General features: G+C 65.2%; 14 protein-coding genes. 3 read left to right on the top strand and 11 right to left on the bottom strand.

The genetic code is table 11. The features are described 5' to 3' along the window. Positions 1-171: 171 nt before the first annotated feature. From V6657_RS13000 to V6657_RS12985, 4 genes are all read right to left on the bottom strand, one after another. Positions 172-939, bottom strand: a complete 768-nt coding sequence (locus V6657_RS13000) for a TSUP family transporter (RefSeq protein WP_048934491.1) — start codon at positions 937-939, stop codon at positions 172-174. Between the two features lie 63 nt (positions 940-1002). Beyond that, positions 1003-2565, bottom strand: coding sequence for a glycine betaine ABC transporter substrate-binding protein (locus tag V6657_RS12995; protein ID WP_048934492.1), 1563 nt, complete (start codon positions 2563-2565; stop codon positions 1003-1005). Next, entirely contained in the window at positions 2547-3749 is a 1203-nt protein-coding gene (locus V6657_RS12990; protein WP_048934493.1) for an HD-GYP domain-containing protein, read from the bottom strand. The genes V6657_RS12995 and V6657_RS12990 overlap by 19 nt, the downstream gene beginning before the upstream one ends. A 332-nt stretch (positions 3750-4081) precedes the next feature. Then, positions 4082-4354 (bottom strand): hypothetical protein, encoded by a 273-nt coding sequence (locus V6657_RS12985; RefSeq protein WP_048934494.1) that lies wholly within the window; start codon positions 4352-4354, stop codon positions 4082-4084. Between the two features lie 408 nt (positions 4355-4762). Here V6657_RS12985 and V6657_RS12980 point away from each other — a divergent pair, with 408 nt between their 5' ends. Together V6657_RS12980 and tet are read left to right on the top strand one after the other, a co-directional pair. Further along, positions 4763-5569, top strand: coding sequence for a hypothetical protein (locus V6657_RS12980; protein ID WP_048934495.1), 807 nt, complete (start codon positions 4763-4765; stop codon positions 5567-5569). 140 nt (positions 5570-5709) lie between these two features. Then, positions 5710-6891 carry a Tet(A)/Tet(B)/Tet(C) family tetracycline efflux MFS transporter gene (gene tet, locus V6657_RS12975; RefSeq protein WP_048934496.1) on the top strand — a complete coding sequence of 394 codons (1182 nt, stop codon included), beginning with the start codon at positions 5710-5712 and terminating at the stop codon, positions 6889-6891. A 21-nt stretch (positions 6892-6912) separates the two neighbouring features. Here the strand turns inward: tet and V6657_RS12970 are convergent, their stop codons facing one another. Both V6657_RS12970 and V6657_RS12965 read right to left on the bottom strand, forming a co-directional pair. Continuing rightward, positions 6913-7728, bottom strand: a complete 816-nt coding sequence (locus tag V6657_RS12970; RefSeq protein ID WP_048934497.1) for a transporter substrate-binding domain-containing protein — start codon at positions 7726-7728, stop codon at positions 6913-6915. 85 nt (positions 7729-7813) lie between these two features. Beyond that, positions 7814-9238 carry a M20 family metallopeptidase gene (locus V6657_RS12965; RefSeq protein WP_048934498.1) on the bottom strand — a complete coding sequence of 475 codons (1425 nt, stop codon included), beginning with the start codon at positions 9236-9238 and terminating at the stop codon, positions 7814-7816. Positions 9239-9441: 203 nt separating this feature from the next. On the opposite strand from V6657_RS12965, the gene V6657_RS12960 reads away from it, so the two are divergent. Beyond that, positions 9442-9714: a hypothetical protein gene (locus tag V6657_RS12960; protein WP_048934499.1), complete on the top strand. Its 273-nt coding sequence runs from the start codon at positions 9442-9444 to the stop codon at positions 9712-9714. 37 nt (positions 9715-9751) lie between these two features. Here the strand turns inward: V6657_RS12960 and V6657_RS12955 are convergent, their stop codons facing one another. The 5 genes from V6657_RS12955 to V6657_RS12935 all read right to left on the bottom strand — a co-directional run bounded on the left by V6657_RS12955 (position 9752) and on the right by V6657_RS12935 (position 15124). Then, a complete protein-coding gene (locus tag V6657_RS12955) occupies positions 9752-11080 on the bottom strand; it encodes a HipA N-terminal domain-containing protein (RefSeq protein WP_048934500.1) in 1329 nt (442 codons plus the stop codon). Positions 11081-11442: 362 nt separating this feature from the next. Next, positions 11443-11967: a cytochrome b gene (locus tag V6657_RS12950; RefSeq protein ID WP_048934501.1), complete on the bottom strand. Its 525-nt coding sequence runs from the start codon at positions 11965-11967 to the stop codon at positions 11443-11445. A 104-nt stretch (positions 11968-12071) separates the two neighbouring features. Then, positions 12072-12989, bottom strand: coding sequence for a DMT family transporter (locus V6657_RS12945; protein ID WP_048934502.1), 918 nt, complete (start codon positions 12987-12989; stop codon positions 12072-12074). An 81-nt stretch (positions 12990-13070) separates the two neighbouring features. Continuing rightward, positions 13071-13619 (bottom strand): methylated-DNA--[protein]-cysteine S-methyltransferase, encoded by a 549-nt coding sequence (locus tag V6657_RS12940; RefSeq protein WP_048934503.1) that lies wholly within the window; start codon positions 13617-13619, stop codon positions 13071-13073. Between the two features lie 5 nt (positions 13620-13624). Further along, complete coding sequence (locus tag V6657_RS12935; RefSeq protein ID WP_048934504.1) at positions 13625-15124, bottom strand: DNA-3-methyladenine glycosylase 2 family protein; 1500 nt, start codon at positions 15122-15124, stop codon at positions 13625-13627. Between the last annotated feature and the right edge of the window lie 45 nt (positions 15125-15169).

Below are 15169 nucleotides of genomic sequence, written 5' to 3'. Positions count from 1 at the left end.
GCCTCCTCTCCCTCCTTGCGACAGAAATTCAAGGAGTCTTTCGCCGCATCGGGCGCGCCTTTCTTTGCTTACTTTCTTTGGCAAGACAAAGAAAGTGAGTCGGTCCCGGCAGGGAACGAAAGGGAGGTAGACCACCCAGTCCAATCTTTGGCTGAGAACGCAATCAGAGAATCAGGCGCGCACGAACAGCCAAACAGTCAGGACGACGCCGACGACAACAACAAAGCCGCGCAGCACCTTCTCCGGCAGCCGGTGCAACAGCCACGCCCCAGCAAACCCGCCTGCGATGCCGCCAATGCCCAGGGCCAGCACCGCCGCCCAGTTCACCTGCGGCGAGAACGCAAATACCGCCACGGCTGACGCATTCATCGTCATGGCGAGTACGTTCTTGGTGGCCGCGGCCATGCGCACCTGCTGCCCTGCCACGGTCAGCGCCGCCAGCATCAAAAACCCAATCCCGCCACCGAAGTAGCCGCCGTAGATGGCAATCGCAAACTGGATCGTCGCCAAGGTTGTGCTCGACAGGCCGGAGGCGGCATGCAGCGGCTTGCGCCGGAAGCTGCCCCACGCAAACACGCTGGTGGCAAACAGCACGAGATACGGCACCAGCTTGGCGAAGAACGACGGCGGCGTCGCCAGCAGCAACAGCGCGCCAAGCACGCCGCCGATCAGGCTGATGACGATCAACTGCTTGAGCGAGAGGTGATGCTCGCCAGCATCCACGCCGCCGGCCAGTTTGCGCCCGGCCACCGACGTGGTGATCTGGCTGGGGAACAGCGCAATCGTCGAGGTCATGTTGGCCGCCAGCGGGTTGAGCCCCGCCAGCAGCAACGCCGGAAACGTGATGAACGATCCGCCGCCGGCAATGGCATTTTGCGCACCGGCATAGACGCCGGCCGCTGCAACGAGCAGGGCGGTGGAGAGCGAAAGCGTGGACATGAGCGGGGAGGAGGGCGATCGAATTGTCCGCGCATGGTAATGGAACGCCTGCGCGCGCGCTTGCTACCGATTGGGGGTGTTGCTTCCCCGCCGGCGCAGTTGCCATTCGATGAGTTCGAACACGCCCTGCACGAGCAGCGCCAGGACGGCAGCCGGGATGGCGCCTGCGAGCAGCGTTGCGCTGTCATTGAGCGCCAGCCCGGTGGCAATGCGCTCGCCATAGCCGCCTGCGCCGATGAACGCGGCAATCGTTGCTGTGCCCACGCTGATGACGGCTGCCGTCTTGATGCCCGCCAGGATGACCGGCAACGCCAGCGGAAGATCGACTACGCGCGTGCGCTGCGCGGGTGTGAAGCCAAGCGCCAGCGCCGCATCGCGCAGGCTATCCGGCACCTGTTCCAGACCGACGATGGTGTTGCGCACGATGGGCAGCAGCGCATACAGCGCCAGCGCGATGAGCGCCGGCACCACGCCGATCGACCCCACGAGGGGGATCAGCATGGCCAGCAGCGCCAGCGAGGGAATCGTCTGCAGCACGCCCACCACCGCGAGGATCGGCTGCTTGATCCGCCGTCGTGCGGCAGCCAGACCCAGCGGCACACCAAGCGCCACGGCAACGCCTGTTGAGATGCCGACCAGCATGAGATGCCGTTGCGTCAATCGCCCCAGGCCATCGGTCAGTTGTGCGAAGAACGCGCGCGCCGGTGTGGCGGCGGGCGCATTGTGCTGCCCGGCGAGGAACTGGCGTGCGACTTGCGAGAACGATCGGCCTTCCAGCTCGACCGCTGCGTTCATCGCCACCATGTCGTCGCGTTGGATGCGGCCGGTGAGTGCGGTGATGGCCTGCCATTGCGCGGCGTGTTTCTGCGCGACGTCGGCGCGGTAGAGCAACACCGCGTCGTAGCGCGGGAAGACGTGCGCGGTGTCGTCGAGCACACGCAGATGCTCGCGGCGGATCTTGGCATCGGTGGAGTAGATGTCGATCACGTCGACCTGCCTGGCACGCAGCGCGTCGTAGGCAACGCCATGGTCGAGACCGGTTGGATGCTGCGGCAGCGCGTAGCGTGCGGCGATGGCCGGCCAGCCGTCGGCGCGGCCGAGAAATTCGTGCGACAGGCCGAGGCGCAGCGCCGGGTGCATCGCCAGATCGGCGAGGGTGCGGATGTGCTCGCGTTCGGCGTCGGCCTCGCGCATGGCGAGCGCGTAGGTGTCTTCAAAGCCGAGCGGCACGCCCGCAGCCAGGCCCATGGGGCCAAGTGCGCGGTTTACGTCGGCCAGCAGTGCGGCCTGATCAGGATTGGCCGCCTGTGCCTGCGGCAGGTGGAGGATTTCGGCGGCGATGGTGCCGAGGTAGTCGGGGTAGGCGTCAATGCTGCCGTTCTGGAGCGCGGCAAAGACGATGGCGGTGTTACCCAGGCCCGGTACGTGTTCGGCTGGGCCGCTCTGGGCGGCGGTCTGCGTGAGGATTTCGCCCAGCACGTACGACTCGGTGAAGCGCTTGGAGCCGATGCGCAGCGGTGAGTCTGCTGCCATCGCGGCGGGCACGCTGCACGTCAGCCAGCCCAGCATGAGCCATACGAGGCAACGCCGGAGGAGGGGGCTACAGATCAGTCGCCGTGTATCCAAAGTTGGTTGAGGTCGGTCAGGCCCCAGTCGCTGGGTTCTTCTCGTGAAACGATCTGGTCGCCGGTGTGCGCCAGGTCGATGAGCTCGGGCGCAATCCGCGTGCCCGACGATATGGAGAAGAATACCTTGACCGTGGGCGTGAGTAACGCGCCCGGCGTGTGTTGCATGACCACGGCCAGCCGCCCCGAGCGCAACCGCACCAGCGAGCCCACCGGATAGATGCCCACGCTCTTGACGAAGGCGTTGAACACCATCGGGTCGAAATGGTTGCCGCGCCATTCGACCATGCGCTGGATCGCGTAGGCGGCTTCCCACGCTTTTTTGTAGGGGCGGTCGGAGGTCACTGCGTCGTACACGTCGCAGATGGCGCCCATGCGCGAAAACAGCGAGATGCCCTCGCCGGCCAGCTTGTGCGGATAGCCGGTGCCATCCATGCGCTCGTGGTGGTGCAGGCAGACGTCGAGCGCGATGTCGCGCATCTGGGTGTCGCCCACCAGGATGTCGTACCCGGCCTGCGGGTGAACGACCACGGTGCGGAATTCATCGGCGGTGAGCGCACCCGGCTTGTTCAGTACCTCGGGCGGAATAGCGATCTTGCCGATGTCGTGCAGCAGGCCAGCCAGGCCCGCGTCGCGGACTTCATCGTCGGACAGGCCGAGCTGGCGGCCGAGCGACACCATCAGCGCACACACCGCCACGGAATGCAGGAAGGTGTAGCGGTCTTTCGTCTTCAGGCGCGCGAGGCTGATCAAGGCGCTCGGGTGGCGGTCGACCGAGCCGGAGATCGCCTCGACCAGCGGCAGCGCGTCACGCGCCTCGATGGTGCGGCCCATGCGCGCGTCCGCAAACATAGCCTTGACGGCAACTTCTGCCTTGCTGATCAGGTGCCCGGCACGGCGCATTTCTTCGGCGTACGTGATTGGGCGCGGTGTGATGCCGGCGTCAGGCTGTGCTGACGGCGGGCTCGGGGGGGCGGGTGGCGCAGCATTGGCTGCGGCCACGTCGGTGCCGCGTGCGGTATCGATCCAGACCTCTCGGATGCCGCTGGCACGCAGGCGTTGCAGCTGGGCGGAATCTTCAACGCGAAAGCGGGCCCGCCAGAACGGGTGGTCCAGCCACGAGCCGACAAATTCCTCCAGATACATTCCCACCCGCAGGTGTTCGATGGCGATGCGCTTGCGCATGTTGGTGTCTAGACAATCGGATGCCTTGGCAGGGCACGTCCTATGCAGCGGGCGCAAGGGGGCGCTGCTGTGCCAATGGTTGCCATTCATCATATCGGACGCAGCGGGCGCGGCTTGAGGGGGGAAAGCCCGGTGATACCGGGTGTGACCGCGTGAAACGGGGCCGTGCGGCAGACACGCCTTGGTGTGTCTGCGCGTCATATCAAAGATGACGCCACGCGCATGCAAAAAAATAAGGCGGCCGGAAAGGGCCGCCTCATCAAACCGGCACCGGCGCCGCTTGGGCGCCCGGCATCGGGGAGGGAGATGAATCAGGGGTGATGCAGACGCGCTTACTGGCCGTCGGTGAATGCGTCAGCCTTGCCAACCAGAGCGCCGTCCGTGTACGGATCAGCCTTGCGCAGCTGGCCATCGGTGTAAGGATCGGCCTTGCGCAGTGCGCCATCGGTGTACGCATCAGCCTTGCGAGCACCATCGGTGTACGGGTCGCCCTTGGTGACGGCCTGGCCATTGGTGTACGGGTCTTTGCTCTGCACGCCGGCTGCGAAAGCGGGCACAGCAGCAATGGCGATCAGCGAGGCGATAAGCAGGTTCTTGGTCTTCATGATGGACTCCACAACAGGGGGGTGAGCATTGCTACAGGGCAGATTCGCTGCAGTGCAGTAACGCGATGGCATAAGCTTAGTCGTTGCTTGAGCGGTAAAAAAGCAGTTCTCTTAAACTCTTTGTTCAAAAAACACGAACAATTGTGACCCCTCAAGCACCGCAATCTGCACATAAGTCATTGATATGACACATGAATATGAGATGCGGGATAACCCTTACAGCGAACATCTGACGGTGCCACCCAGCAAAAAATTCCGGCCATGGGTGCGGCAGATTGTTGCGTCGCATTACAAACCTGGGGATTCCCCCTGCCCCAGTAGGGCGGTCTGCCACTAAACATTCCACGCGAACGGTCGTTGAAGCAGGTGAGGGCGATGCTTTCCGCCCCTGCTGCAAGGAAGACCATCATGACCATCACCACTGCGTCCATCGCCCGTTTCGAGATCGACGGCGTCGCTTATCAGGCGAGGCTGTTTGCCATGCCGTTTCACGTGCCGGAGAACGGCCGCGTGCGCGCGCATGCGATCGGGCGCCCGGAGATGCCGTTCGGTGGTGTGCATGTGCTCGCCCGGTGGCTGGAGGCACGCGTGCTGCCCGAGGGCGTGGGCCTGGTGATGGCCGATCGCCTGTTCTCGCATGGCGCGGTAGAGCAATGGTCGGGTGCCGATGGCGCGCGTGCAGCCAAGGTGCTGTCGCAGGTGGCGCTGGGCAGCAAGAGCAGCCACCGCCTGTGGCGCAACACGGTGGCGGGCGGTTTTCGTGACGAGACGGCGTTCTTCCTGGGCGCCGCCTTCGTGCAGACCGATGCCGCCGTCGACGATGTCCGCCTGCTGGGCGATCTGATTCCGGCTGCCGAATGGTCGGGCGTGGCCGATGCTGCGTCCACCATGATGGGCCTGCACCTGTATCGTCCGGAGGAGCCCGAAACGCTGGTCGATTGCGCGCTGCTGGCGCCTTCCTGGACGGAAGCCGCGGTGGAACGCGCCGACGGCTATCGCGCGCTCACTCTGCTGCATTCCTTTACCGAAGACGACGAGGACATCCACGTCGACATCGAACTGCTGCCGCCGGGCCAGGTCGTGCTGCAGGTGGAGTCGTGCTCGACGCGTTTCTCGGCGCGCTTCGACCCTGCACTGCTGGGCCGCGACATGACCGATGCACTGCTGCGCGACGCACTCGCCCTGCAGCACGGCCTACCTGCCAACCTGCACTGACCCCACGTTGAAGCTGCCGGCAAGCTTGCGCTTGCCTTGCGCATCCGCCGTACCCGCTGCACAGCGCCACCGCTTGGGCGCATCATCGCGACTTTCTTTCCTCATGCGCCGCCGCCCGCCTGGGCCCGCGGCGCGTTCGCATGCCTGCCTTTGCCGTCATTCTTTCTACGTTGGCGCTCGATGCCATGGGCGTCGGGCTCATCATGCCCATCCTGCCGAGCCTGCTGCGCGAGCTCGATCACACCGGTGACATCGCGTTCGAATTCGGTTTGCTGATCGCCGCCTATGCGGCTATGCAGTTCCTGTTCGCGCCGATCCTGGGGGCACTGGCGGATCGGTTCGGGCGCCGGCCGGTGCTGCTGGTGTCATTGGCAGGCGCAGCGATCGATTACCTCGTGATGGCGCTGTCGCCGCATGCATGGGTGCTGTACCTGGGGCGTGTGGTGGCGGGCATCACCGGGGCCAACTATGCCGTGGGCACGGCCTACATCGCCGACATCACGGCGCCCGCCGACCGTGCACGCCGCTATGGGCTGATGAACGCATGCTTTGGCTTGGGCTTCATCGCCGGGCCGGCGCTGGGTGGCCTGCTGGGGGATTGGTGGCTGCGCGCGCCATTTCTGCTGGCGGCGGTGCTCAACGGTGTCAATTTCCTGATCGCGTGCGTGGCGTTGCCGGAATCGCGCCGTGCCGAGCGCGCGCCGTTTGCGTGGCGCACGCTGCTGCCGGTGCAGTCGTTGCGGCGCATGGCACGTGTGCCGACGCTGCTGCCTTTCCTGATCGTGCTGGCCATCATCGAGATCGTCGGGCAGATTCCGCAGACGCTCTGGGTGATCCACGGTGAAGCGCGCTTCGGCTGGGACACGCGTGCGGCGGGCCTGTCATTGGCGGCCTACGGATTGATGCATGCGCTGTCGCAGGCGTTCCTGACCGGGCCGATTGCGCGTGCCGTGGGTGAGCGCCGCGCCGTCGTGTTGAGCGTGATGATGGATATGGCCGGCTTTGCAGCAATGGCGTGGATCAGCGCCGGCTGGATGGTCTATCCGACCATGGTGCTGCTGTGCATGGCCGAGATCGGCATGCCCGCCATGCAGGCGATGTTGTCGCGCCAGGTGAGCGAGCACGAGCAGGGTGAGCTGCAGGGCGCGTTGGCCAGCATGGCCAGCGTCGCCGCCATGGTCGGACCGCTGGCGGCAACTGCAGTTTATGCGGCCACTGCGCAGTTCTGGTCCGGCACGGTCTGGCTGATGGGCGCTGTGCTCAACGGCGTGTGCCTCATCGTGCTGATGCAGCGTGCGGCCCGGCGCGCCGTTGAGGCATAGCGCGCCAGGGTCAGCAGGGGCTTACTTGGCAGGCACGTTCCACGGATACGCCAGCCACGCATCAAAGCGCTTGGCGAATTCACCGCTTTCCATGCTTTGCCGCAGCCACTGGTCGACGAAGTTCTTGAACACCACGTCGCGCGGCAGCAGATAGGCCTTCTCCGAAAAATCGAACGGCGCCTCCGGGTGCACGGCGCACAGTTCCGGGTGCAGCTTCTGCTGCAGCTTGGTTTCCACCGCGTCGGTCATCATCAGGTCCGCGCGGCCGGCAACGATCTCGTTGAAGATCGTCACGTTGTCCGGATACACGCGAATCTGCGCCTGCTTCAGGTTCGCGCGCGCGAACTTCTCGTTGGTGCCGCCCGGGTTGACGATGGCGCGCACGTTCGGCTGGTCGATCTGCGCCAGCGTCTGGAACTTGGCCTGGTTCTCGCAGCGCGTGATTGGCGTCTTGCCATCCCGCTGATACGGGATCGAGTAGAACGCCTTCTTCTGACGATCCAGCGTGACAGATACACCGCTCATGGCGATGTCGTAGCGGTCGGCGGCAAAGTCCTGCATCAGCGTCGACCACGTGGTCGGCACCACTTCCAGCTTCACGCCGAGCGCGCGGGCCAGTTGCTCGCCCATCTCCACGTCCAGGCCGATGAAGCGGCCGTCGGCGGGGTTCTTGTAGCTGAAGGGTTTGTAGTCACCCGTGGTGCCGACGCGCAGTGTGCCGCGGGCGATGATCTCGTCGAGGCGGTTGGTGGTGGTTTGCGCGGTCTGGGCCAGGGCAGGCACAGCCAAGGCGGCGCACAGCGCGAATGCGCTGGTGCGGATGAAGCGGTTAAGCATGAGTGTCCCCATCGGAAAGAAAAGCAAAAAGGCGCGGCTGCCGTAGCGCCGCGCCCGAATTGGTCTGGCATCCACCGCCAGCCGGTTATTGTCCGGCCGAAGGTCCTGCCGTCTTGTTCCACTGCAGCGCATTGAGCACCGCCAGCGACATCGCCGTCACCCCCGTCTTGATGGACGGCTCTGGCACCGGCGCAAACAGCGGCGAGTGGTTGGTCGGCAGCGGCTTCGCGCCCGGCTTGAGCGAGGCGAAGAACGTCTGCGGATCGTTCACGCCGATGAAGAAGAACATCGACGGGATGCCCGCGTCAACAAACGCCGAGAAGTCCTCGCTTGCGGTAATCGGCGGCACGCGCAGCACGCGGTCGTTGCCGAAGGCGGTCTTGAACATCGCCTCGGTGCGCGCGACCACGGTCGGGTCGTTGTTGACGGCCTTGCCGCCCTCGGTGATCTTGATCTCGGCATCCGGCGCACCCGACATCTCCGTCACCGCCTTGGCCGTGCGGCGGATGCCATCGAGCATCTTCTGGCGCACCGCCGGCTTGTACGAGCGGATCGTCCCGCGCAGCAGCACGCTGTCGGGGATGATGTTCTCCGCGCTGCCACCCTGGATAGCGCCAATGCTCACCACGCCAAACTCTTGCGGGTCTTTCTCGCGGCTGATCACGCTTTGCAGATCGACCACGAAGCGCGCGGCCATCATCACCGGGTCGATGGTCTTGTCGGGTGCGGAGCCGTGGCCGCCACGGCCCTTGAAGGTGATTTCCAGCCCATCGGAGTTGGACGTGATCGGCCCGCTGTTGAACACGATCGAACCGTACGGCCCCGGGCCGGTGTGCAATGCAAACGCATAGTCCGGCTTCGGGAAACGCTTGAAGAAGCCATCGTCGATCATGCTCTGCGCGCCGGATACGGTTTCTTCGGCCGGTTGCGCCACGAACACCAGCGTGCCGTGCCAGCGGTCCTTGAGCGACACCAGCGTTTTGGCTGTACCCACCCACGACGCCATGTGCAGGTCGTGTCCGCAGCTGTGCGCCACGCCCACGTCTTCGCCGCGCCATTTGGTGTGCACGTGGCTGGCGTAGGGCAGGCCGGTCTTCTCTTCCATCGGCAGCGCGTCCAGCTCGGTGCGCACCAGGATCGTCGGCCCCGGGCCATTGCGATACACCGCCACCACGCCGGTCTTGCCCACGTGCTCCGTCACGTCAAAACCGATCTTGCGCATCTCTTCGGCCAGCTTGGCGGCCGTGCGCGTTTCCTGGAAGGCCAGTTCCGGATGCGCGTGGATGTCCTTGTAGAGCGTGTCGAGCTGGCCGTATTCGGCATTGACGGCGGCATCCACCGCCGGCTTGATCTGCGCCACGTCGATCCCGCCTGCGGCAACCGACGCCTGTGCCGGCGCGGACGAACTGCCGCCGGGGCTGAACGGAATCTGCGCAAAGGCTGGCAGTACGGTGCCGGCCATCAACCAGGCGAGGGCTGTCCGTTTCAGGCGCTTCTGGCGGTGGGTCATGGGCATCTCCTTGTTGGCTCGTGGTGTTGTGGGCAAAGTCGTTGCTTCGTCAATCGATTCGATTATGCAGGGGGATGCCGCTGTGCACACCCGGGGTATCCCCAAGTGGACGGCAACATGCGTGAGAGGGCCGTCATGCTTGGCACTCGATAGGCGTTTTCCTAGACTGGGTTGGGTGTGCCGTTCCAGAGATCGAAACGCGGATGAATCCGACGTCCTGTCTACAGCTTGCGTTTCGCGATGCCCCGCCCGGTGAGATGGCGATTCGCGCGGCATTGGAAGCCGCGCAGCGGGTGCTTGAGCGCAGCGGGGTGTCGCCGCGCGACGCCTACGAGGCCTATCAAGCCTTTGCTACCGGGGCCGGCAGCCCCGATGTGCTGGCGCTGACCTTCGCCCGTGCGGAAGCCGAGGCAATGGACACGCTGGCCGCACACGGGTACGCCCGTTACGGCACGATCAGCCTCGCTGTTCTATAGCCTGTTCGATCGGCTGCTGACCGATTTCGGACTCGCGTCAGATTTCGGCTGTTTTTCCACCCAGCCGCCGTGCCGTCTCCGACACGTGACGATGGATGCGTGCGAGGAAATCGATCTCCGCGGCGCGCGTGGGCGAATGCCCCAGCGCTTGCGACAGATGCGTCGCCACGAACGACGATTGCGGCGCCAGCATGCTGATCAGGCGCAGCAGTTCGCGGCGGGCCTGCGCAGCGTCGTAGCCGAGGTGATCGGCCAGGGCCAGCAGGGCATCCTGATCGATGGCGTCGTAGCGGGCTTGCGCGTCGGGGGTGCGTTCTCCGTCGAGTGACAGCGCATCGGCATCCCACTCGTTGGCGTAGACGGCGGCGCAGAACAGGTGGTCGTGCGCGGCTAGGCGGACGCCATCCGGGCCGATGTGGAAATGCAGTGTGCCGGCGGACGCGTTGCGCCCACCAATCAGCAGACAGAACACCATCCAGCGGAACAGCGATGCCGTGGCGGCCGTCGGATCGGCACACATGTGTGCGCATTGCGCGACCTGCTCAACGGTGATCGGCAGGAAGCGGTGCTCGGGCGAGAGCCCAAGCAATTGCACGGCGGAGACGACATAGCGGGCCTGCACGAGCGCGGTGTCGTCGCTCTTGCAGCGCAGGGTGCGATCCAGGCGCTGCACGACAGCAGCAGTTTCCGGAAACTGGCGCAGGCCGAGGAAGGGCGTTTCCAGCCCGATGCTGCGGCCAAGCAGCGTGGCCCAGCAATGGTTGATGGTGGCGTAGGGCAGGTTGCTGCCTTCGCCCAGATCCAGCCGCACAAAATGGCTGGACTGCGCAGCGTTGGCCGGCGCGGCAAAGCGGCCCAGCCACATCGACACCGGCAAGCCATTGGAGGCCAGGAAGGGCAGGCTGATCTCGCTGGATTCCGGCACGGCACGCACGCCGTAGTGCGCACGCGGTTCGGCCACGCGCAGCGGTGTGGGCTGGCGCGGGCGTCCAACGCTTTGCTGGAACTGCAGGACGAGATCGCGCTCGGACAGGCCGTCTGCGCGGCCGCTGCAGGGCTTGAGCCCGGTGGGCACCAGCGAGAGCGGGCCATCCAGATGCGGTGCGGCCTGTGCGAGATGCTCCAGTGCCGTCGCTGCAGCCTTGGGCGCCTCGCGTGCCGACTCCGGCAGCAGGTATTCAAAGAAGTGACGTACTGGCTGCGCCCTCGCCGTATCGACAATGTTGCCTGCGGCGCGCGGCAGATGCGGGCTCAGGTCAAAACCCTGCGAGGAGGTCCGCCACCGCGAGTCGTATTCGAACGCCCAACCGCTGCGGCCGCACGACAATTGACCGATCAGATGCTTGTTCAGGTAGACGTCCAGCATGCGCGTATCCAACGTGTTTGACTGGAGCGTGCGCGGTTGGCCGTGTAGCGGAGGATCCGCCAGCCATCGGGAATTGCTGCGCGCAAATGCGATTGCGCGATTCCCTTGCACGCCCCTCTTCGACCGAGGCCCGAGCATAGCAAAGAAAATCTACGCAACAATCGGAAAAACCCGATTTCGGTGATGCAGCTTTCTGAAATCGGATTATCGAATCGTTAAGATCGAGTGCGCGAAAGCCGATGTTTCTGGTGTCTATCTCAGTTATGAGAAATTTTTAAGTCTGGCCGCAGAGCCTTTGGTGAAGCCATGGAAGAAGTTTCAATAACGTCGAAATGGCAAGGTATGAATTGCAAAGCGAGGATTTATCGCATTCGTGTCAGAAAATTGTCGCGTTGCACGAATTGGTGCCAAAACGCCCCCGCAATGTGAAGGCCAACGATGAAATACACCGCATTGCCAACAAATTCATGGGCTGATTTAAGTGTCGACTTCAAATCGGGGTTTTCTGCCACCAATCGGGGCAGCGTCCACGTGAGAAAGGTGACGTCCTTGCCGGCGGCCTGCACGAAGAGGATGCCGCTGATCGGCATGGCGAACATGATGGCGTACAGCACCCAGTGCACCAGCTTGGCGCTGGCGATCTGCCAGGCAGCGCCGATGTTTGCCGGCGCGGTGTAACGCCAGCGCACCCAGACGCGCACGCAGGCGAAGAGCAGGATGCACTGTCCCAGCATCATGTGGATGGACGTGAACAGTGCGCGGCCGGCGGAGCCCTTGGGCAGCGTGCCCTTGTATTCGATAGCGGCCAGCGCACCCGCGAACAGCAGGAACATCAGCCAATGCAGGACGACAGAGGGGCGGGCGTAGCGCTCCGGGGAAGGGGACATGGTGACGTCTTCTCTAGTGAGGAAACGTCACCCTAACGCACCCGCCGGTCAAACAGATTGATCTGGCCCGGCTGGACGGGCGAGATTTCACAAAAAGAACAACATCAGCGGCCGGAACGCGAAAGCGAATCCTTCTCGTTGGCGGTACTCGCCTTTTTGCCCAGCGCCAGTACGCCGGTCGACAGCGACGTGCCGAGCAGGATCACCGCGCAGCCCAGCACCATGTTGAGCGTGAGTTGTTCACCCAGGAACAGGATGCCCCACAGCACGCCAAACACCGGGATCAGGAAAGTGACAGAGGCCGCGCGCATCGGCCCCACATGTGCGATCAGCCGGAAGAACAGAATGTAGGCAATGCCCGTGCAGGCGATGCCAAGGCCAATGACATGGAACCAGACGTCGCCGGTCGGCGTCTGCGCGGGCCACAGCCAGACTGCGAGCGGCGCCAGCACGATCGCTGCGAACAACTGGCAGCCAGTTGCGGTAGCCAGCGGCGGCACGCCGGTCAGGAAGCGTTTGGTATAGCTGGCGGCGATGCCATACAGCACGGTCGCGCCGAGCGCTGCTGCCACAGCTAGCCCGCCCTGTTTTGCATCGATCACGGACGAGCCTCCAACCAGCACGATCACGCCCACGAAACCGATAGCTAGGCCCAGAACACGCCACGACGACAGTCGATCTCCCAACCAGAGAAAGGCGACGATCGCGGTGAACAGTGGCGTGGCTGCATTGAGCACGGAGGTGAAGCCGGCCGTCAGGGTGAGTTCCGCGTAGGCGAACAGGCAAAATGGAATGGCCGAATTCAGCACGCCTACAGCTAGCATGTGCGGCCAGTGCGCGCGGAGTGCACCCAGGCCCCCGCGCCACGCCAGCACCGGCACCAGGAAGCACGAGGCGATTCCCACGCGCAGCGCGATCAGCGCAACCGGTCCGAACTGTGGCGCGGCAACACGCATGAACAGGAAGGAGCCGCCCCAGAGGGCAGCAAGCGTCAGGAGTTCCAGCACATCGGAGCGGCGCATGGGGGGTGTCTCGTTATTAGTGGCGGGTATGTGAAACCGGGAGGGGGTGCTGCGGACGCCATTGTCCACGCTTCCAACGTTTCATGCTGATGCCAGATCCAGCATGCCTTGGCGGTTGTCATCAGGCATCGGCAGGCGCTCGCCCACCTGCGCGGGATGGCCTTCGAGCCGCAGCAGCGCAGCCTTGCGCGGCAGGCCGCCGGCATACCCGGTGAGGGCGCCGTCGGCACCCACCACGCGGTGGCAGGGGATGCCGATCGAGATCGGGTTGCGCCCCACCGCTGTGCCCACGGCGCGTGCGTGTTCGCGCGTGAGGCCCAGGTGCGCGGTGATCTGGCCATAGGTGCTGCGCTGGCCGAAGGCGATCTCGCACAGCAGGCGCCAGACATCCTGCTGGAACGGGGTGCCGGCAGGTGCCATCGGCAGATCGAAGATGCGCAGCTTGCCGGCAAAGTACGCCTCGAACTGGGCCTGCGCTTCACGGAGGATCGATAAGTCAGCGCCCGGTGCCATGCGCGCGGCGTTCACGGGAATCGTCTTCTGGCCAGTGAAGAATGCGCCGGTCAGATGCGTGCCGGTGGCGGTCAAGAGCAGATCGCCGAGTGGGCAGGGGAAGGTGTGGCGGTACATGGGGGTCAGCTCGCAAGGGCGACCGGCGCGTCGGCGGGCTCGGGGTGGAACGCGTCGTCGCGGTGCCAGAGATGCATGGCGGCGTAGGCGCGCCACGGGGCCCACGGTTCGGCGCGCTCGATCATGGCGCGGCGTGTGGGCAGGGCGCCATCGCCGTTGGCCAGGCGCTTGCGCAGCACGTAGTCGCCCAGCGGAAACGCGTTGGGCCAGCCGAGCGCGCGCATGGCGACGTATTGCGCGGTCCATTCGCCGACGCCGGGCAGCGCCTGCAGTGCAGCCAGCGTGGGGGCGAGCGGCACCAGCGGCTCCAGCCGCAGCTGGCCGCCATCGATGGCGCGGGCAAGTTCAACCACGGCAGCGGCGCGGCTGGCCTGCAGGCCGGTGTCGGCGGACAGCGTGCGCGGGTCGACTTGTGCCAGCGTGGCAGCGGAGGGAAACGTCATCGAGAGACCGTCGCGCGGTTGCGCTAACGCGGTGCCATGCGCGGCAGTCATGCGCGCGAGAATGCGCCGCGCCTGCGCCAACGAAATCACCTGGCCGGCGATGGCGCGTACCGCAATCTCGAAGCCGTCTACGGCTCCGGGCACGCGCAGGCCCGGCGTGTCGTCCGCCAGCGCGCCAAGATGCGCGTCCACCATGTCCGGCCGGCAATCCAGATCGAACAGGCGCCGTGCACGGGCCAGCACGGGCGGCACGGCGTGCAGCAGGCTGGCCGACAGCGTGAGTGCGATGGCATGGCGCTGCGGCACGTTGCGCGCATGCAGCCAGCCGGTGTGCCGTGCACCGGCGTAGTCGACGGTGATCGTGCGCGCGTAGCTGTCGGCATCGACCACCTCCACGCCGTCGACGGCACGAGCGCGCAGGAAGTCGAGCAGCGCATGCCATGCAAACGGCGGGCGGTAGCCGAGCATGAGCGTGGGGCCGTCATCCGGGGCCGATGCAACAGCGGTGCGGGTACGCAGGCGTGTGGGCGCAAAGCCGTAGTGCTCGGCGAACCCGCTGTTCAGGCGGCGCACGCTGCCAAAGCCTGCCGCAAAGGCCACATCGCCGACGGGCAGGGCGGTATCCGTCAGCAGCCGCTTGGCGAGCAGCAGGCGCTGCGTTTGCGCGTATTCAATGGGCGAGACGTCGAACTCCGCGCGGAAGATGCGGCGCAGGTGGCGGTCCGTCACGCCCACGGCAGCAGCCAGTGCGGCCAGGTCGTGCTCCTGCAGGAAGCCCTCGTCGATCATGCGGGCGGCCGCGCGGGCGAGGTTGGACGACATCTCGCCCAGGCTGTGCCCCGGTGCCAGTTCCGGTCGGCAGCGCAGGCAGGGGCGGAAGCCTGCGCGCTCGGCGGCGGCGGCGGTGATGAAGAAGCGGCAGTTCTTCTGCTGCGGTGTACGGACTGCGCAGATCGGCCGGCAATATACGCCGGTGGACGTCACACCCACGAAGAACCAGCCGTCAAAGCGTCGATCGCGCGATTGCACGGCGTGGTAACAGGCGTCGTGGTCGAGGTGCATGGTGGTGGCCGGGGAGTTTGGAGCCTAGTCTAGCCCTGTCGGGTC

Origin of the sequence: Ralstonia sp. RRA (genome assembly GCF_037023145.1) — a bacterium.
In the GTDB taxonomy this organism is placed as follows: Bacteria; Pseudomonadota; Gammaproteobacteria; order Burkholderiales; family Burkholderiaceae; genus Ralstonia.
Note: the sequence above shows the minus strand (reverse complement) of the source record. Positions and strands in the feature narration are given on the sequence as shown.